General features: G+C 68.2%; 11 protein-coding genes. 5 read left to right on the forward strand and 6 right to left on the reverse strand.

Features of this window, described 5'->3' with window-relative positions; genetic code table 11:
• Positions 1-64 precede the first annotated feature (64 nt).
• The 5 genes from KZJ41_RS10665 to KZJ41_RS10685 form a co-directional block, all read right to left on the reverse strand.
• Positions 65-1,459 carry an SLC13 family permease gene (locus KZJ41_RS10665; protein ID WP_043800107.1) on the reverse strand — a complete coding sequence of 465 codons (1,395 nt, stop codon included), beginning with the start codon at positions 1,457-1,459 and terminating at the stop codon, positions 65-67.
• Positions 1,460-2,136: 677 nt separating this feature from the next.
• Entirely contained in the window at positions 2,137-2,589 is a 453-nt protein-coding gene (locus KZJ41_RS10670; protein ID WP_180986989.1) for a hypothetical protein, read from the reverse strand.
• Positions 2,590-2,753: 164 nt separating this feature from the next.
• Positions 2,754-4,271, reverse strand: a complete 1,518-nt coding sequence (locus tag KZJ41_RS10675) for a plasmid pRiA4b ORF-3 family protein (protein ID WP_251550734.1) — start codon at positions 4,269-4,271, stop codon at positions 2,754-2,756.
• Positions 4,272-4,616: 345 nt separating this feature from the next.
• Positions 4,617-5,420 (reverse strand): replication protein, encoded by an 804-nt coding sequence (locus KZJ41_RS10680; protein ID WP_102799671.1) that lies wholly within the window; start codon positions 5,418-5,420, stop codon positions 4,617-4,619.
• 221 nt (positions 5,421-5,641) lie between these two features.
• The gene (locus tag KZJ41_RS10685) at positions 5,642-6,553 is read right to left on the reverse strand and encodes an SDR family oxidoreductase (RefSeq protein ID WP_102799663.1); all 912 of its coding nucleotides are present in this window, start codon (positions 6,551-6,553) and stop codon (positions 5,642-5,644) included.
• A 134-nt stretch (positions 6,554-6,687) separates the two neighbouring features.
• On the opposite strand from KZJ41_RS10685, the gene KZJ41_RS10690 reads away from it, so the two are divergent.
• Entirely contained in the window at positions 6,688-8,544 is a 1,857-nt protein-coding gene (locus KZJ41_RS10690) for a TerD family protein (RefSeq protein WP_102799672.1), read from the forward strand.
• A 199-nt stretch (positions 8,545-8,743) separates the two neighbouring features.
• Here the strand turns inward: KZJ41_RS10690 and KZJ41_RS10695 are convergent, their stop codons facing one another.
• Positions 8,744-9,700, reverse strand: coding sequence for a GIY-YIG nuclease family protein (locus KZJ41_RS10695; protein ID WP_146034290.1), 957 nt, complete (start codon positions 9,698-9,700; stop codon positions 8,744-8,746).
• 434 nt (positions 9,701-10,134) lie between these two features.
• On the opposite strand from KZJ41_RS10695, the gene KZJ41_RS10700 reads away from it, so the two are divergent.
• Genes KZJ41_RS10700 through KZJ41_RS10715 form a run of 4 tightly spaced genes read left to right on the forward strand, consistent with a single transcriptional unit; the run spans position 10,135 to position 19,548 of the window.
• Positions 10,135-10,455 (forward strand): hypothetical protein, encoded by a 321-nt coding sequence (locus KZJ41_RS10700; protein WP_251550736.1) that lies wholly within the window; start codon positions 10,135-10,137, stop codon positions 10,453-10,455.
• Positions 10,422-13,196: a vWA domain-containing protein gene (locus KZJ41_RS10705; RefSeq protein ID WP_251550738.1), complete on the forward strand. Its 2,775-nt coding sequence runs from the start codon at positions 10,422-10,424 to the stop codon at positions 13,194-13,196. The genes KZJ41_RS10700 and KZJ41_RS10705 overlap by 34 nt, the downstream gene beginning before the upstream one ends.
• A gap of 45 nt (positions 13,197-13,241) precedes the next feature.
• A complete protein-coding gene (locus tag KZJ41_RS10710; protein ID WP_102799666.1) occupies positions 13,242-16,811 on the forward strand; it encodes a tubulin-like doman-containing protein in 3,570 nt (1,189 codons plus the stop codon).
• Between the two features lies 1 nt (position 16,812).
• Positions 16,813-19,548: a hypothetical protein gene (locus KZJ41_RS10715; protein ID WP_102799667.1), complete on the forward strand. Its 2,736-nt coding sequence runs from the start codon at positions 16,813-16,815 to the stop codon at positions 19,546-19,548.
• Positions 19,549-19,562 lie beyond the last annotated feature (14 nt).

A 19,562-nucleotide genomic window follows, 5' to 3' on the forward strand; every position in this document is an offset into this window, starting at 1 on the left:
ACAATGGCGGATTTCTCGATGAGGGTTAACTCGAGCTAAACCCTCAGGGGGTGGCGTCGACGCGTCAGGCCAGGGCCGGGATGGCCACCAGCAGCAGCCAGCACAGCATCGGCGCGATCGCGACCACGATGCCCGCGTTCAGCAGCAGCTGGCGGTAGAACCGGGGGCGTTCGATGTTCTGGGCGTTGGCGAGGACGAGCGCGCCGTTGGTCGAGAACGGGGATACGTCGACCACGGTGGCCGAGATGGCGAGGGCCGCCACGACGCCGACGACCGGGAGTGCTCCGGTCTGCAGCAGCGGAAGCGCGAGCGGGATGACAGCGGTGAGCAGTGCGGTCGACGACGCGAACGCCGAGGTGACGCCGATGACATAGCAGAGGACGACGGCGACCAGCAGGGGGGCCCCGATGGTGATCGCCATTTCGGCGAGATGGTCGAGCGTGCCGATCTCCTCCATGAGGGAGACATAGGTGACCATGCCCGCCACGAGCAGCACCGTGGACCAGCTGATACCGGCGATGGCCTCACTCTGCTTGGACAGGTCGGTGAACGCGAGGATCGCACCGGCGGCGATGGCGACGAAGCTGATCGGCATGTGCAGCACCAGCACCAGCACCAGCACCGCGGCGATCAGGACGAGGGTGAGCTTCTGCACGGCGGTGACCGGCTGTCGTGCGGGTTCGGTGACGATCTCGGTGCGCGGGGTCCGGATGAGTACCTGGGTGCCGGTTCCCCCGGCCGAGCTGCCGGACGGGGCCGCGCCGGGTCCCTCGACGGGAGTGCGGTGAGGACTCCCCCCGCCGTCGGAGTCGAACTCGTCACTCGAGCCGGTAGCGGTGAATTCGAGGTTCCGCATCCGGGCGAGCACGGCGTAGCCGATCACGGTCAGGACCGAGAGCAGCAGGTTGATGCCGTAGCTGGCGAAGAACAGGGTCCACGGGGCGATCGTCAACCCACTCGATTCGACGATGTCACGGACGAGGACGCCCGAGACCGAGATCGGCGAGAATGCTCCGGCGTGTGCGCCGTTGATGGTCATGATGCCCATCACCAGCGGGCTCATCCGGGTGCGAGCGGCGAACGACATCGCCGCCGGCGTGATCAAGGCGACGGCCGCCGGGCTGAACGTGCCCAAGGCCGTGAGTACCGAGGCGCAGAAGAAGAACACCCAGGGAACGATCGTCACTCGTCCGCGGACGCTGCGTATGCAGGTGTTGACGAGGAGGTCGATGGTCCCGTTCTTCTTCGCCATGCCGAAGAAGTAGGTGACGCCGATGATCGTCAGCACGATCGAACTGGGGAACTCGGCGAGGATCTCCTTGTCGTCGTAGCCGAGGAGGAACGCCCCCACGACGAACGCGCCGATGAACCCCAATATGCCGATGTTGATGGGGAAGAAGGTGGCGATCACGAACATCGCCACCAATGCGATCAGTGGCAGTATCTCGATGGAAGTCATGAGCGTTCTTTCGGTTCACCGCGAGGCGGATCGAACGGCGCCCGATCGGCAGTTGCGAACGGGCGGGTCAAGCGAGGCGGAACGTGTCTTGCTGTCGCAGTCCACGTCGCACGAGGCGTTCCCGCAGGGTGCCGGAAGAGTGACTATTTGCATGTCACATCCTTCGCTTGACCATTACCTACATCACATTAGAAGCGGCCCGTGTTCATGACAATGTCGAATCGCTATGGTGGGCTTTAGTTGAACTGAAGGCTCACCCGGAGGGGTGAGGCGTAATCCGTTCGATGTGGTGACCCTGCTCCTGCTTCTCGGCATCACTGAGGCCGGATCCGTGGAGACCGCGCCGGCCGTGACGGCGTGTGAACGACGAAAGCGCTTCCCGTAGTGAGAGAATCGAGATTCTCGATGTCACGACTACCCGTATACGTAGAGGCACTTTCAGTGCAATCATCGGACACCTTCACGGCTGGTCCGCGGTGTTCGACGAACACAATCTCGTGTCCGCGGCCGGGCTGGTCCCGGTCCTCGACCTGGCCGAACAGGTCGAGGACAGCGGCAGGTGAACTTCGTCCAGAACGAGGTCGTCCTGTCGCTGTGTGCCTCGTGCTCGTCGACCACAGTCGGTCCGGCAGCAGCGCGCATCGAGCCGGCTTTCCAGTCCAGCACCTTGCCAGCCTCTACAAGCGGCCGCCGTCGAGCGAGAACTCGAGGGGGTTGTCGACAAGTGGGCGCGTGAGCGGCAGGATGTACCGATCGAGATCACGCAGCGTTTGCTCACCTCGACCGTTCGTATCGGTCAGCACCGCTTCGCCAAGGCAGTGCTCACCGGCCATGGCAACCGGTGCATGTTCTGCGGCATGGGGAGCGTGATCGGGGGACGTCGCCGGCCGCGACTGCTCCCTGCGAGCCACGTCAAGCCGTGGCGAGAGAGCGCCAGCAAGGAACGCCTCGAGCACCTGAACGGACTGACGGCCTGCCCCACGCCCGATGTCGCATTCGACACCGGCCTCCTTACCGTGTCCGAAGACCTCTCCATTACTTACGCAACCGACCTCGAACACGCACTGCCGAGTGACGAACCACTGCGTCGTGCCTTCGGCAAGCCGCCGCCGGCCGACCGGTTGATCCATCCGGCGGGCGCGGATCGGCCCGACACGGCGTGCCTCGGGTGGCGCCGAACCCAGGTTTTCGTGTCGCCACCCACGGCTGCCGAAGGTCTACGACCGACAGGGGAGAGGGCCTGCGCGCTCGATTGATGGTGCGCGATTCGCGCGCAAGCCGTTCGACCGCAACGCTACCCGAACAGTGCGCGCAGCTGTCCGTTGGCGTCGTCGCGGTCGAACCACTCCGGGTCGACGCGCTCACCCGGCCGCAGTCCGAGCCACTGCCGGATCTCGTCGTGTCGATCGTGGGCCGGGTCGTCGGCCGCGGCGAGCATGTCCGTCCAGCCCCACGTCCCGCCGGAGTCCTCGGCCGGCGCCAGGCCCTGCCCGTCGACACAGGCGGCGCGCGGTGCCTCGGCGTCGAAGTCGGCGACGGACTCGACGACGATGTCGTGCGTCCACCCGTCGCCGTAGTCGTACAGGTACGTCAGCGATGCCCCGAGCTGGGGCAGCGCCGTCCCAATGGTCACCATTCCCTCGTCGACGACCTCGTCCTGACCGTTTGCGAGCTCGTCGTCGAGCTGATCGTCGGGCACGTATACGCAACCACCGGTGAACGGCTCGCCCTCGGTGAACTGGTGCAGGTGGTAGTCCTCCCAGGCGAAGCAGCTCTGGATGACGAAGTGCAGATGCAGCAGACTCAGGGAATTGTCGACCACCACCCGTCGCCACACCGCAGGCTCGCTGTCGCGCAACGTGATTCGCAGGGTGCACCGCGCGGGCGGGTGGATGGCCACGGGTGTCGCGTCGCCGAGGAGGATGCGCACGGCGGCCCGCACGGCAGGACGGAGCGGCGTCGGCACGCGGTAGCCGTCCGCGTCGTCGAGGATGCCGTCGGCGACGAGGTCGTCGAGGCGGTCGACGAGCATGCTGCCGAGAAGACTCGGTCCGACCGGCATGCCGGGGAACAGCACGGACAGTGCGTGCAAGCGTTCCTCGGGGCCGGACGGCAGGGGGTGCTCACCGAGACCGGCGGACAGGACGGCAGCGGTCGCCTCGTCGAGGACGGAATGAAATGCTACGAGCCGCCCCTCGCCGCGCCTGCCGAGGGCCACGACGAGGGAATGTGTCACCGCGTCCCGGCACAGGGTGAGGTACTCGCCGGGATTACGGTCCGGATCCCGCCACACCGGCGCTGCAGGACCGGGCTTGACGACGGTCTTTCCGATCGAGATCAGGTCCAGCATGGCTGCAACGACCCAGGTCTGTGCCAGCAAGGAAAGATCCCACATCGACTGGACCTTGCGCGGTGCCAGATCCTCGCGCTTGCCGCCGACAGCGTCGAAGGCCTCCATGACCAGGGCACGCTTCAGCGCTCCGGTCGCGGTCACAGGCCGGCGTTCGCCGATCCAGCCGAGCAGGGCGTCCAGCCGTGCGACTACCGGCACGACCGTCAAGGCGGCGCGTTCGGCCTCGGGGTCGACCGGCGGCTCGTCGACCTCGACCGGTGAGAGGGACGCGAGCTTCGATTCGATGTACGACGTGAGCGTGGACAGGGCGTACCCGAGGTCTTCGTCCTGGCCGGTCCACCGGTTTGTCGCCGAGAGGAACTGCAAGAACACGGCGGCATCCCCGGCGATGTGCGCCCGCGTCTCGTCGTCGTCCTCGACCAGTTCACTCGTCAGCACCCGCTCGAGAAGGTGGTCCACGTCGCGGCTCCGCCACGCCGTGGTCGCAAACCCGGAATCCGCACGCGAGAGCGCGTCGATCGCATGCGCGACGCTGGCAACGTACTCCTCCGCCTGATTTGCGGGGCACCCAGCTTTCTCCATCAGCCATGCGGCGAACTCCGGCGCCAGTGTGCGGTACTGCTCGATCGGTGTGTCCGTCCGGCGCCGGCGCTCGGCCAACGACACGACATTGTCGGCAAGTGGCTCACGAGGCAAGGATCCGCGACTCGACCCGGAGCGCTTACGGGACATGGACGTCCGACCTCGATTCGGTGGTCATGGCACAGTTCTCGCCGATGCTACCGGTTCGCCACGGATGGGTGCTCACGCAGCGACTGGGCGGTCGGGTGCGTCGAAGCGACGGCACGGACAGCGCACGGCGCGGCCGCGGTCGTCGTCGGGTAGCCAGCCGTACTCGTCGCACCGGCCGCACCGGGGCGGCAGGGGAGAACGGGGCAGGGGCAGCGATTGCCACAGCGGAATCCACGCGTGTGCGAAGCGCGTCGGATTGTTGGGTCGATGCGCCGACCGTGCCGCCGCGACCAGGCATGGTATTCCGTGGGAGTCGATCAGCGCGGCGAGCTGGGAGCGCGCGGCGGCGGGCAGATAGTCGAACGTCGCAGTCAGGCCGGCGGCGCGGCACGCGGTCGCGAGCTCGGCGATCGGCTTCTTCTCCGGGATGCTGCTCACCCCTCGTTGCCGCGCGGGTGGTGCCGTCGGCTCGGCGGCCGGTGAGGGGTTTGTTTCAGTCTCTTGGTCTTCAGTTCTTTGTTCAGCGCTGGGTTCTCCGGTGTCCGGCTCGCCGGGGTTCGGATTTCCAGGCCCCGGCTCGGGCCGGACCGGTACTTCGTAGACGGTCTGGACGGTGATCCACTGGCCGTGCTCGTTCTGGCGACGCTCGGTGACGAGGTGACCGTGCGCAGCCAGTTCCCGCATCGCGGACCGGATGGCGTCGCGGCCTTCGGACGGTGATTCCGCGGCGATCGCGTCGGAGCGGATGCGCCAGTCGGCCGGCTTCGACAGCAGCCAGATCAAGACCGCGCGGGCGCGGAAGGAAAGATCCTTGTTGCCGATCGTCTCGTTGCGGACGACGGTGTAGTTGCTCGTCGGGCGCGGCGCGCGGCGCACGCCTCCGACGAGGGTATTCTGACCCATGTTCGACTCCTTGATAGTCGGACATCCGGCCCGTCGGGAGTTGCCGCTCCTGACGGGCCTTCTTCAGTTGTGACCCTCGCGGGCGCGGGGGATGACACATGGTGGCACCGTGCTGCGGGCGCGTCAATCAAATCTGCGTCCTGGCATGGAATACGTTGTGGGCGAGGGGCAGTCGTAGTCCCGGCGTGTCGCGCTCACCGATATCCGGTCGCATCCGCGGGCAGACCGCGATCTTGAACCTCCACCATGTACCGCCAGCAGTCGGGCTGCGACCCGTCGACGTCGGTGAAGCCGTACTCGCGCGCCAGACCGCCCGACGAGAACGACCCGCCGTTGCGGCGATGCACGTCCGGATCCGCTGCGAGTGCCGCGACCGCCCGCCCGACGAACCGCGGCGACTCGGAAATCGCGACGAAGTGCGGCACGGTGGCCTCCCGCCAGTTCTCCTCCGTGACCCCGAAGTGTTCGAGCATCATCTCCGACCGCATCCATCCGGGCGTCAGCGCGACGGCCGTGCACCCGTGCGGCGCCAGCTCCTTCGCCTGGGAGAACGCAAGCCGGAGCATCGCGGACTTGACCAGGTCGTAGAACACCGAAAGCCGAAAGTTCTTCGCGTTGTACTCGGCTGTGCCGTCGGTCATCTCGACGACGAGCCCGCCCGGGTTCCGGATCAGCAGCGGCAGCGCGAAGTGGCTGGTGATCAGGTGCGTGTCGACCGAGAGATGCACCATCCGCAGCCCGCCGGCGAGGTCGTGCTCCCACAGCGGGGTGTCCCACTCGATGAGCTTCTCGCCGCCCCAGATGTCGTTGACGAGGATGTCGAGGCGGCCCTGCTCGTCGTCGATGCGCTGCACGAGCCGTCGCACCTGCTCGGGATCGAGGTGGTCGACGGCGACGGGAATACCGACCCCGTCCGCGGCCGTCACCAGCTCGGCGGTCTCCTCGATGGTCTCCGGCCGGTCGTACTCCGAGCGGCGCTCGCGGGTGGTGCGGCCGGTGCAGTAGACCGTCGCGCCGGCCTCGCCGAGGGCGATTGCGGTCCCGCGGCCGGCGCCGCGGGTGGCGCCGGCGACCAGGGCGATCTTGCCTTCGAGTGGCTGTGCCATAGCTGGAACGGTACTGCCCGGCACGGGTCGGAGGCAGGCGCGTTCGGCGTGGCGCGGTCGGCGGTGTCGTGAGCATCAGTCACTATGTTCGAGTGCCGGTGGGACCGGCCGGAGAACAGTCGGAGGTAAAGCAGGTGCAGGTGATCGACACGTTGTCGCACGCGTCGGGTTCGCGGACGCTGCCGAAGGGTCATCGCTGGGTGGTCGTCGACGTCGAGACCTCCGGCCTGCGCGCCTACGCGCATCGGGTGCTCAGCGTCGCCGCGCTGGTGTTGCGGGAGGACGGCAGCGTCGAGCAGGAGTACTCGACGCTCGTCGACCCGGGTTGCGACCCCGGCCCGGTCCACGTGCACCGGTTGACGCGCGAACGGCTCGCCGGTGCCCCGCGCTTCGAGCAGATCGCCGGCGAACTCGCCGAGGTGCTGGACGGCGGGACCATCGTCGCCCACAACGCGGCCTTCGACTACGGATTCCTCGACGCCGAGTTCCGGCGCGCCGGAACCGAGATCCCGGCCAGACACCGGCTGTGCACTCTCGCCCTGTCGAGGCGGCTCGAACTCGACGTGCCCGATCACAAACTCTCCACCCTGGCCGCCCACTGGCAGGTCCAGCAGTTGCTCGAGCACGACGCCTACGACGACGCCCGCGTCCTCAGCGAGGTCTTCGTACGCAGCGCCCTGCTCGCCGAGAGCCTGCAGCTCCCGCTGCCGGTGGTCGACTGCCTCAGCCGCAGGCCCGCCTACCCGGACTCCGTGCCGCGCGTGCCGTGCGAGTGGAAGAACCCGGGACGCCTGTCGCTGGACGTCGGCCTGGTGCAGGGGATGAAGGTGGTCGTCACGGGGCAGACGGTGACGCCGCGGGTCCCGCTCGCCGGCCGGATGGCCGACGCCGGCCTCGACGTGATGAACTCCGTCAGTCGCCAGACGAGCGTGGTCGTGTGTAACGACCCCGGCGTGCAGACGGGCAAGATCCGCAAGGCGATGGCCGAGGGCATTCCCGTCGTCACCGAGCAGCAACTCGAAGAGATGCTCACCCGGGTGATTCCAGGCGAACCGAAGATGCGTCCGGTGGTCGAGGTGGCCGCGCCCGCTGCTGAGCCCGTGATCGAACCTCCTCCGCAGGCGGCGCCTGCGGAGCCCCTCGCCGATGTACCGAGCCTGCCCGAGCGGATGCTCACGGGACAGAAGCCGAAGCTGTGGCAGGGCCGGCGGGTGCTGCTCCTCGGCGGCACCCACCTCGACGCCGTGCTCATGCGCTCGCGTCTCGTCCAGCTCGGTGCACGCCCGTCGCTCAACCTCACCGCGGCGGTCACGGACGTGCTGATGCTGGAAGGCGGCGACAGCGACCGGCGCATGCCGCGCATCACCGCGCGCGAGCTCCCCGTCCTGACCATGACGGACATCAGCGCCGCGGTGGAGAAGGGCGTCGTGCCGCCGCACATGCGCATCGAGTCCCGCCTCTCCGCGCCGGCGCTCGCCCGAGGCGAGGTCATCGACCTGCCGGCGCGGAAGACGTCGTGGACGGTCAACGTCGCGTGGCGCGCCGAGACGGACGACTTCGACGTCGACGTCGTCGCCTTCCTGCTGGGGGAGGATGAAAAGGTCGACAGCGACGACGACTTCGTCTTCTACAACAACCCATCCGCCGAGGACGGCGCGGTCGAGTTGTCGATCGACGGCAGTAGCGAACAGAGCGTGCGGCTCGATCTCGCCGCGCTGCCCGACGAATGCGCGCGCATCGCGATCGCCGCGGCCATCGACGGCGAGCGCACCTTCGGCGAACTGGGGGCTGTGTCCGTAAGCGTCGACGGTGAGGACGGCACGGCGGCGACGTTCGTACTCGACGCCGGGACTACCGAACGGACCATGGTGCTCACCGAGATCTATCGGCGGGCGGGGAAGTGGCGGCTGCGCGCGGTGGGGCAGGGGTACGACGACGACCTCGGCGGGCTCGTCGCGCTGTACGGCGTGGACGTCGAGGAAGGCAATTGACTGTCGAACGGACGTCGCTCTTCTGTTCGCCCCTACGTGCGATTCGGCTGGCACCCAGCCCCCGTCCGCATCGGCGAAATAGTCCTGCCGACGGTCGGACCAGAATTTTCGATAGCGGACCGGCCGAGTCGTGCAACCGGGCGGTGGTCCGGTTCCGGCCATCCGTCCAGGGAACCGCCGAATTCGGACCTGGGTAGGACTATTTCACGATGTGGTCCGCAAGGTTGAAGTCGTGGTATCTCCCGTACACCGTGCTGCCCTTGAACATCAAGTTGACGATCAGATTTCGAGCTTGCTGAACCACAACCGGATCGGACAGCAGTTTCTCGAGACCAGAAAGCGAATCGAAGGAAACTCGTCTGACGGGTCCGATGGAGGTGTAGCCGTATTCTCGGCGCGAGCTGATTCCACGCCGGAGAACGAGCCCGGCGAACGTCATCCGGGCCTTCCCCACGGGCGGTGCCACGTTGAGGAACCCGCGCACAACATCGGCGTTGGCGCGCCCATTGTCGGAAATGACGAGTGCTTCGATGGGGCCGACCGAAAGTGTCGTCAATCGGCGTGACGATGCCGTCCTGCCGGTCGAAGGCATCGAGCTCAACGCCCAAACTCGACGCTCGGTTCGGCGAGGTGCGGGAAGGCACGACTCCACGAACATAGCCAGTAGCCTGGCGACCTCGGGGAATTCCGGATGACTCGCAAGTTCTCGGTACTTGTGAAGGCTCGATGCCCGCATGGCGGAATCTTCGACGCGATCGAACATGGACTCGTCCACAGGTACAGCGAACCAATCGGTGAGCTCTCGCGGATCGACGAGGGCGCTGAGGGTGGGACTAGGGAACGGGGTCGAGGTCAGAGCGATATTGCGCAGGCTGTGGGTTCGTCCCACGGACTTGATCAAATGCCGTTCGATCGGATCGAGCTGCTTCGCCTTTGGCACAGGGCTGAACGCCACGTCGGTGATATCGAACCATCGGCGACGGTGCGCAGCGAGACGCGCGACGATATCGATCGTTTGACCGACGTATCGATATCCGTCGGCGAATGTGAGGACATATACGCCACGTCGTGGATTGCCCGCCGAGACCTGGGAGTCAAACCGTAACCGAGTGAAGCGCAGACCGCTGTACTTGAACTGCTCATCGTCGACGGTCATGCATCTCCTCACGGCTCCAGGCAGAACAAGTTGTAGCACCCAGGTCTGCGAGTGCGGCAGAGGGTTCGCGACCGCGCGAGTATCTGTAACCCGGTAGGGCCGCAAAAGTTCCAATTCGGAAGGTGTAACAATCGCTCATCGCCAGCGATTGAAGTTTGAAGTTGTTGACGACTACCAGGGGAAGCTCGCTTCGGGCCCGCCCTGCCCGACCCTGAAAGAAGCACGTGTCTTCCTCGACCAACCCGTTCGACTTCAGCGAGTACTCGAGCTCGCGGGACGACGCAGACAATCCGTGGTCGGGTGGATCCCAGTCGCCATGGCCACCCCCCGAGCCGTTCGGAAGCGTGGCCGCCCCGTTCGCGGGGCCCGGCGGGTCGACGCCCGGGTTCGGCGGGGCGCCTGCCGACGCGTTCGCTGTCGAGCAGCGGCCGGTCGTGACGGCCATTTCGCAAGGTAGGCCGCCGCGCGCATGGCTGATCGGCGGCGGCGTGGTAGCGCTGCTGGGGCTCACCGCCGTCGCACTCACCCTGTCGGGTGGCTCCACAGTGTTCGCCTTCATCGGGTGGCTGCTGGCCGGTCCTGCCGCGTTCTACCTGCTTGCCCAGCACACGGTCGCCGACATGCAGCAGCGGGCGCGGCCGGTCTACGCGGGCTCGAAGGCTGTGCAGGGGACGTATTGGACCGTCGTTGTGCTCGGATTCGTGGGCATCGCGGTCGGAGCATGGCAGATCGCGGAATGGGCGGGTCGACTGTGAAGAAGGTGGCTGCGCTCGCGGCAGTGCTGCTCGGCTCTCTGGTGGTGGCGGCACCGGCCGCGTCGGCTGCGCCGCAGCAGTCGGCGGTGGGGGACTTCGGCGGGTGTCTCGCCTCCCAGCGCGAGGGCGATCTGCTGTTGATGATCGACGAATCCGGCAGTCTGCAGGTCTCGGACCCCGAGGCGGCGCGGGTCTCCGCGGCCAACTACCTGCTCGAACAGCTCAGCTCCTTCGGCGGCTCCGCCGGGGTCGCGCTCGACGTTTCGGTCGCCGGCTTCTCCGATGACTTCACCGTGCACGCGCCGTGGACCCGCCTCGACGGTGGGTCCCTGCCTGCCTTGCAGGACGAGGTCGACAGGTTCCGATCCCGGACGAACGGTGTCGACACCGACTACTGGGCCGCTCTCGACGGTGCCCGCGGCGCTCTCGCCGACCGCTCGTCCACAGCCGCGAACAGATGCCAGGCCGTCGCCTGGTTCTCCGACGGCAAGCTCGACTTCACGACGCGGGACGCGGAGAAGCCGTACGCCCCAGGAGTATCGCTCGGCACGGACGCAGGCGTTCAGCAGATCATTGCGGCCGCCCGCGAGTCGATCTGCCGGCCCGCAGGTATCGCGGACCAGTTGCGGTCGTCGGGAATCGTCACCTTCGCGGTGGGGCTCGCGGCCGGTACAGCGCAGGCCGGGGACTTCGATCTGATGCGGTCCATCGCCACCGGAGAACCCGCCGCCGGGCAGGCGTGCGGGAACCGGACCTCGCCCCGACCCGGCGACTTCTACCTCGCCCAGAACATCGACGACCTGCTCTTCGCGTTCGACGCGTTCAGCAGTCCGGGCCAAGCGCCGCTCGAGAACGAGACGGGCGTATGTGTGGGTCAGGTGTGCGAGGAAGCGCAGCACCGCTTCGTCCTCGACAACTCCATCGGTTCGGTGACAGTCCTGGGCTTCGCGGACGCGGACGGGCTCGTACCCACACTGGTGTCGCCCGACGGGGCCGAACTTGCGATGCCGCGCGACAACGCCCCGCGCAGCCTGAACGTCGACGGAGTCGGCGTCGACTACCGCTGGTTGTCGGCGCGGTCGGTGTCGTTCACGATGCGCCAGCCGGCGTCGGCGAACCCGGGGCAATGGCAGGGCATGTGGGCTCTCGTGTTCGTCGACCCCGATGGCTCCGATCCCGCGGCGCGCTCCAAGTCCAACATCCATATCTCGGGCAACCTGTTCCCGGCGTGGCTCGGACAGGATGTGACCGCCATCCACAGCGGCGAGAAGACATCTGCGATACAGCTCGGCATCGTCGACTCCGACCGTCGGGAGATCGACCCCTCCGACCTGCTCGGAAGCGCGTACTTGTCGGTGTCGCTCGTCGACTCGGCTCGGGTTGCGCACGAGCTGGCGTCGAGGATCCCGAAGAACGGGATCGACGAGCCGATCGAGCTGGATCTCACGTCGGTGCCACCGGGTGAGGCGACGCTGCGCCTCGCTCTCGAGGTGACCACCGCCGACGCCCGGACGGCTTCGGGGACGGTCATCGCGCCCGGTACTCAACTGGCGCCCCAATACGTCGACGTGCCGCTGACGGTGGCGCCCCCGGTCGGCTATCCAACGCTGCCGAACCGGATCGACTTCGGCACTGTCGAGGGATCCGGTCGGTTCCCGGTGGAGATCCCGGTCGGCGGGCCCGGCTGCGTGTGGCTCGATTCGGCGGAACCGATCCGCATCGATGCCGTGCCGGACGGCGTCGGTGACGTGGCCTTGGTGAACCCCGCAGCGACTTCGGCGGAGCGGTGCCTGGCCGTCGAGGAGGGCGCACAGGGCGCACTGACGGTCGAACTCGACGTGCCCGAGGCCGGCAACGGCTCCCTCAACGGTTCCGTGCGGATGATGATGGCCCCCGCCGGGGAGCTCGACCGCGCGATGCCGGTCGATGTGCCGTTCACCGCCGAGCTGCAGAAACCGCTCGACAGTGGCCGGTTCCTGCTGGCCTTCCTTCTCACGCTGTTCCTGGGCATCGCGATCCCGCTGGCTCTGCTGTATGTGCTCAAGTGGCGAGCCTCGCGCATTCCTGCCGAAACCCTGAAGGCCCAGCGCTTCTCCGTGACGATCGCCGACGGCGCCGTTCTGCGGGACGGAGTACCCTTCACGCTGCGCGACGGTGACCTCACCGAAATCGTTCGGAACCTGGACAAGCCTGCGCGACTGCTGACGGCAGACGGCGTCAAGCTCGAGGCGAAGACCGGGCTCTCCCCGGTCGGCACGGGGTACGTCCGTGTCAAGGCCGGTGGCCTGCTCGGCTCCTCCGGTGCGAAGCCCGACCATGACCCGCGCACAGGTGAGGCCAGGCTGCCGCTGGCGGTGCACAACAACTGGGTGATCCTCCACGATCCGGCCGGACCCGCCGACCACGCGTCGGTGCTCCTGCTCGTCGGCGCAGGTTCGAACCCGGTCCGGTTGATCGAGGATCTGAACCGGCGCGCACCGGGCGCCTTCGCGAGACTGCGTGAGCGTGTCGGATCCGACGACACGGCGACGCCGGGCACCGGTGCGCCTGACGGGCGACCCGCACCGCAGTCGTCCTTCGATCCGTTCGGCGCACCCACCGCTCCGCCCGCACCGACATTCGGTGCGCCACCGGCGTTCGGCGGCAGTTCTGGATTCGGTGCCGCGCCGCACAGCGGTTCGAGCTCGTCCGCCGCGCCGGCCGCTCAGCCTTTCGACCCGTTCCGTCCGCCCGGCGCTTGACGGTCGGAATCCAGCTTTGCTCTCTCTCGATGTGGAAGGACCGGTATGAGGCGGTTTCTCGTAGTCGGATGCGGTGGTTCGGGTGCCGTCACGCTCGCGTACATGATGGACCAGCTCCGGTCCGATCTCGCCGCGGCGGGAGTGGACCGGATCCCGGGTGGGTGGCAGTTCGTGAGCATCGATGTGCCCACTGCGCCGGAGGCGGGGCCGGACGGGCTCGGCAATGTTCGCGACCAGGGCGGCTACTACTTCGGCAGCGGCCCCCAGGGCGACTCGTACGGGGTGCTCGACAACGCGCTGAGCAACCAGCTCTCCGCCCGCGGCAGCCTCGACGAGACCGCCACCTGGGCCCCGCGGGATCCCTCCGCTGTCACGGTGCCCATCGGGTCCGGCGCCGGCCAGTACCGCGCCCTCGGCCGCATGATCACGCTGAGCAAGGCCGGCGGAATTCGCGAGACCCTGCAGTACGCCTGGGACCAGCTGTTCACCGTGCAGACCGCCACCGAGATGGGCGCGCTGAACGTCCCCGGCGGGGGCAGCTTCGAGCAGGAGGAGTCCCCGATCGTCCTGGTCGTCTCGTCGATGGCCGGTGGCGCCGGCGCATCGATGGCCTTGGATGTGTGCCGCCTGCTGACGCTGATCCCCAAGCTCGATCCGCGGCTGATGGGTGTGTTCATGGTCGCCCCCGACATCTTCGACGGCCTCGGCCGCAGCGCCACCACCGGCGTGCGCGCCAACGCCCTCGCGATGCTCGGCGAGATCGTCGCGAGCCAGCTCGGCTCCGCGCGCGAGCACGATGTCGAGATCCTGCGCGCGCTCGGCCAGCAGAACGGCGCCGGCGAGAAGGTGCCGTTCGCCCGGGTGTTCCCTGTGGGCCGCCGTGTCGGCGTCGAGGGCGCGCCGTTCGGCGACGGTTCACAGAAGGCGATCTACCGCGGCCTCGCTCGTGGCCTGGCGGGCATGATGATGAGCGGCGCTGCGACGCGCCAGTTCGTGCAGTACGACCTCACCAACGGTGCGGGCCTGTCCGGCCAGCGCGACAACATCGGCTGGGGCGGACAGTGGGACAACCTGCCGTGGGGCACATACGGGTTCTCGAGCTTGAGCATGGGCCGCGACCGATACGCCGAATACTCGGCGCAGCGGCTTGCCCGTAGCACCGTGGACCGGCTCCTCGACGGGCACCGCAACCCCGGCAATGCCGCGTCCGACGACGATCAGGTCAACTCCATCCTCGATAGCCAGTGGCAGGCCCTGCTCACCACGATGGGTTTGCCTGTCGTTCAGGCGGATCCGCGGGGCGCGCAGGTCGGCATCAGTGCGTGGCTGACCGGTGTGGTGCTGCCCCAGGGCGACGGCCTGCGGATGGCCCGTCAGGTCACCGAGTCCGAACTGCGTGGCTACCTTCCGTCCGGCAGCGGTCTGAACGCGAGCCAGTGGGTCCCCGAGATCCAGCGGGTGCTCGGTGCCCGTCGTCAGGCGCTCACGGCGTCCGCCGAAGTGCACGCGCTTGTCCATGCGTACCAGTGGCACCGCACTCTCGCCGACAACATCGAGCGCACGGTGGCGAAGGCGATCGCCGACCTCGGCCTGCCGTACGCCACCGCGCTCGTGAACCGGCTGACCAGCCACATCAAAGACCAGGTGCGGGTCGGGGCGGAGGACCTCGCGAAACAGGCGCCGACCGACATCACTGCGCAGTCGGCCGACACCGCTCAGGCGCTGTCCGCACTCAAGGGAACCATCGAGAGCGACGCCGACATCGTCGACCGTGTGCTCGCGAGCTGCAGCCAGAACGTCTACCGCCAGTTGTACGCCTCGCTGTCCGGGAAGGTGGCCGAGGTCGCGGCCGCGCTCGTACCGGAGATTCTGCAGCCCCTGCTCGAGGCGCTGAACGACGCGCAGACGTCGATGCGGCGGGCACGCAGCAAGCCGGCGAGCGACGTCGGCCTGGCGCGCCTGTCCACCGACCAGTACGGTGCGTGGCCCGCGGACAAGGCCGATCGGGTACCCAAGCGGTTCGCGGAAGCGAACAACGAGGTGATGCTCACCCCGTCGGCCGACTTCATGGTGCAGTACCGCAGCGACCTGCCGCTCGCGGTCGCGTCCAGCGGTCTCGGCACGCCGCCGTTCGAGGAGTCGGTCAAACGGGCCGTTGTCGGGGTCGTCACCGGTCTGTGGCAGACGATCGACGGCAGCAAGTCGCCGGGGGAGGAGCATCCCGTCCTCGAGCGCACATCGGCGTGGCGGACCCGCGCATTCCCGTACGATCCGGGAACCCGCGAAGCGCTCATTCCCTCGGCCGCACGGTATGACCTGCACCTTCGACCTGCGGAACTGCTCGCGCGCGCTCGGCAGTTCGTCGGCCGCACCGGGGAGTCCTTCGACCGCTTCTGTCGCGTGTCGCTGCGGGAGTACATCGAGGATCCGACCGTTCCCGAGTACGCGCTCGAGGAGCGGCGTGAGCGACTGCAGGCGAAGTTCGCCGAAGCGCTGTCGCTGGCGCGACCACTCGCCAGCGTCAATCAGCAGGCGCTCGAGGCGCTGCATCCGGGGCAGCAGGTCGAGTACCGGTACAAGTTCACCTCGGTGCCGTTCCTCAACCTGCCCGTCGCGGATTCCCTTGAGCAGGTACTGCAGAAGAACCCGATGATCGACCACGAGACCCGATCGGAGTTCGTGCGCCTGCTGACCGAGGAAGACCGGTTGACGCGCATCGACATCTTCGGCTCCTACCCGAACTACTCGCCGCTCGCTTATGACTCCGTGCTCACCCCCGCGGCCAAGCAGTGGGCGGATTCGACTCCGACGCAGCAGGAGTCGTTCTGGCAGTGGCGTCGCTCCCGGCCGTTGGCCGCCTCGCTGCCGATGCACCACAGCGAGCGGCGAGCGCTGACCGCCGGCTGGTTCCTCGGCCTCGTGGTCGGCCGCCTGCGCCTTCCTGCGGAACCGTACGACGAGCCGGTGCGGGTGTGGGATGCCACCTCCGCGGCGTGGGTCGACTTTCCGCATCCTTTGCTGACCCCGCCGTCACGGTTCCTCGCCCACAACGACTGGCTGCCCGCGGTGCTCGAATCGGTCCTGCTGGCGATGGCGCGGTCGCACGAGTCGCCGGTCATGCAGTCGATGCTTCCCTACCGGACGCTGCGCGCGATCTACGATGCCTCCCCGGAGAAGCCGGCCGGCGGCATTCTCGAGGTGTCCGCCAAGTCGATCCTCACGCAGTGGCTGCGGACCGGCGAGACCGGCACGGGATGGCAGTCCCAGGTCACCGACACCGGCCCGGACGTCTCGATCGACGCTCGCGCCGAGAACGCCGCGACATGGCTCGGCCGGGTGCGGGAGTTCACCGGGCTGCACTACATGGCAGCAGGGGAGGACGCGGCACCCGGTGGGGGAACCTTCTCGGCGATCACCGATCGTGTCACTGCGTCGCATACTCCGATATTCCGGGACATCGCGCCGGACGTGTACTGGGCGACCGGTGAGCTGCTGAATCTGATCGAGGAGTGCAGGCACCGCGCCGAGCAGCCGGACCGGCCGGTGCACGAGCCGGCGGCGTCCACAACGTCGGCATCGCACGCGTTCGTGATTCCCGACGCGGGTCAGTTCTGACATGGCCGATTCGGTGAAGAGCGTTCTCACGGTGTTCCTTGCCTCCACCGGGCCGGCGCTCGGGGTGCGTGACGTCCTCCGCGACCTGTCCACGGCGGGCTTGGTCGCACCGTTCGTGTGGGTCGACGACGCCGGCGTCACGCCGGGTGGTGCCCGCATCCCAGCCGTCGAAACCGCCTGTGGTGCGGACACAACGGTGGTGCTGCAGGATGTGCTCGCGTCGCGTCGCGTCGATGTGGTGCGACTGTGCGTGATCGTGCCGGGAGCACGCGGCACCGATCCCGTTCGGGTCGAGTCGGAAAGGGCGCTCGCCGACCTCCTGTCGTCGAACTCGGGCGGAGCCCGCCTCGTTCGACTGCGGACGGTGCTGCGTCGTCCCGGCGACACCCCTTCCGACTCCGTCGCGGTCGCGCTCGCCGGTTGGCACAACCTGCTTGTCGCACCGGAGGATTCGCGGGGTCCGGGAATGGGCCACGAGTCCCTCACCGAAACCACCGATCCGGTCGATGTCGGCCGCCACGCAGCCCCGGTGATCGCCGGAATCGTGGGTCTGTGGACGGATGCGGAGCATGCCCCGTTCGACGAGCAGCCGGTCCTGCCGGGAAGCACGCTGCGGGTGGTGCGGTCGTTCTACCGCCGACTCGACACCTCGCATGCCGAGCACGAGCTGCGCACGCACCTGCTCGACTTCGGCGGGCAGCTGCCGTTGCCCCGCGACGCCGGCACCGCCGTCGTGTACGCCGACGACGTCCCGGCTGCCACGCGAACGATGGCCCAGGCGCTGTGGGTCAAGCACCGGCACCTGCTCCAGGGCGAGCGCGTAAGCGCACCCCCGGCCGACGCTCCGCGCCTGGTGAAATTCACCGACGCCCTGACGATGTTCTTCTCGTTCCTCGTTGCAGTACTGCGCAACGCCCCGGCGCAGTGGGCCGCCCGGGTCGGTCACCGCGCCTCGGCCGCGGTCGCTTCGGCGGCACAGTCCACGCTGTTCGGGTCGGCGCAGGGCGCCAGGCGTGTGGTGGTCCGCGGTGTCGACGCGGACGGCCGCAGGGTCGGATGGTCCGAGTACGAGGCGGCGTCACGGCAGATCGGCGCAGCTCTCGACGGAGCGACGAACACGCCACAGTCCGCGGCGCCCGACCTCTCCTCGCTGTGGCGGGACTATGCTCGCGCCGCCCTCACGCTCGCCGACGCCGCCGAACGGTCACCGGGTCTGCCGACCATCCAGGTCGGCGCCCACCGAGCCGTGTTGCGTTCGGCGTCGGACATTGTGCCGGGACCGGACGACGAGTTCACCGACATCCCCGGCGTCGTCTCGGCGACGCTGAACGTCCACGCCGCCGAAGCCCCGGACCTCCTCGGCATCAGGGACTTCCAGGCAAGGCTGCGGGAGCTGGAACAGGATCCGACGATCGGGCTCGACGCGCGGAGAACGAGCGCCGCGCTGGCGGGCTGGGTGGGCCGCATCCGCCGAAGCTTCGCGGTCACCTTCGGATCGATCCTCGCCGACGGGTTGTCGGCCGGTATCACCGAGGCAGGCATGTTGCTCGAGCGACTCAACGCCGCCGAAGCGCCCCGCGATCTGGCCGAAGCGAGCGCCGATCAGCAGGCGCGCATGTTCCGCCAGGTGCGCATCGCCACGCTCGGTTTCCTCGCCGCCGCGATCGTCGCGGGCGTGCTGGCCTGGCAGGAGCTGATCTCGTGGTGGACCGGCGGGCCCGTCATCGCAGTGTGCGTGCTCGTCTGGGCGGGCGTCGTTGCCTGGATCTGCCAACGCACGCAGCAGTACCTCGAGCAGCTTCTCGTCGAACGCGAGGCGGCGTCGGCGGCGGCCGCAGCAGACCGGAGGAATCTCAGGTCCGCCCTCCGAGAGATCGAGAACCTCACTGCCGCGTATCGGCAGTTCCTGTCGTGGAATCGCGCACTCGGAGCGTTCCTGGCGAAGCCGCTCGGCGTCACCGACCACACCCATGCAGTCGGCCGCAGCATCGAATGGGGGATGCCCCGACACAGCGCCGTCGGCATCGGTAGCCCCGAACCCGCCCAGGTCGAGCGAGTCGCCGACGCGCTGCGGCAGGACATGTTCGGTGTCGGGTGGCTGACCGAAGCGTGGGACTCTGTCGTGGGTTCCGCAGGTTCCTCACTCGGTGCCGCAGGACTCGACATCGATCGCGACCCCACCCTGCTCGCCGCGAAGGCTGGAGCCGGGTCCGGCTCTCCACTCGACGAGTGGTCCCTCCGATTCCACCGTGGCGAACGTCAGGCGAGCGGTGCGGCACTGATGTGGGAGCGGGCACTCGGCGAGCTGTCCGGGTCGCGTGGCGACTTGGCACGCGAGCTGCTCGCCACCATCGAACATCGCGCCGACGGGGCCGTGCGTCGCTACGGCATCGACGAGTTCCTGGCCGGCGTCGGACAACCCGCGGCCGAGGGGTTCTTCGACCCTGCCGTCTTCACCGATACCGCGGCGATGCGGGGCCTCACCACCGTCGCGGAGACGGTGTCGACCCGTACCCCCGCCGGCTGCGGGCTTGTCGCGGTCACCACCCAGTACACGGAGGGAATCGCCGCGGAGGATCTGCGGACCATGCCGTCGGACGGTCACCCCGCAGCACCGGTCGACATTCCGCAGGTGCCCGACCTCGAGCTGCGACCGGCCGAACCGACGCACGACCGTGCGGACCGTCCGGCCCCTGCGCCGTTCGCTGCGCCCGTCGCCGACGGCATCAACTTCTGAGAGCGAGTGGAACA

Origin of the sequence: Rhodococcus sp. 11-3 (genome assembly GCF_023704055.1) — a bacterium.
Taxonomy (GTDB): domain Bacteria; phylum Actinomycetota; class Actinomycetes; order Mycobacteriales; family Mycobacteriaceae; genus Rhodococcus; species Rhodococcus aetherivorans.

Bases quoted from the DNA above. Each gene is read 5' to 3' on its own strand.
- KZJ41_RS10685 (WP_102799663.1), bottom strand. From the start codon at position 6,553: ATGGCACAGCCACTCGAAGGCAAGATCGCCCTGGTCGCCGGCGCCACC.
- KZJ41_RS10705 (WP_251550738.1), top strand. From the start codon at position 10,422: ATGGCAGATCGCGGAATGGGCGGGTCGACTGTGAAGAAGGTGGCTGCG.
- KZJ41_RS10710 (WP_102799666.1), top strand. From the start codon at position 13,242: ATGAGGCGGTTTCTCGTAGTCGGATGCGGTGGTTCGGGTGCCGTCACG.
- KZJ41_RS10665 (WP_043800107.1), bottom strand. From the start codon at position 1,459: ATGACTTCCATCGAGATACTGCCACTGATCGCATTGGTGGCGATGTTC.
- KZJ41_RS10715 (WP_102799667.1), top strand. From the start codon at position 16,813: ATGGCCGATTCGGTGAAGAGCGTTCTCACGGTGTTCCTTGCCTCCACC.
- KZJ41_RS10695 (WP_146034290.1), bottom strand. From the start codon at position 9,700: ATGACCGTCGACGATGAGCAGTTCAAGTACAGCGGTCTGCGCTTCACT.
- KZJ41_RS10670 (WP_180986989.1), bottom strand. From the start codon at position 2,589: ATGGATCAACCGGTCGGCCGGCGGCGGCTTGCCGAAGGCACGACGCAG.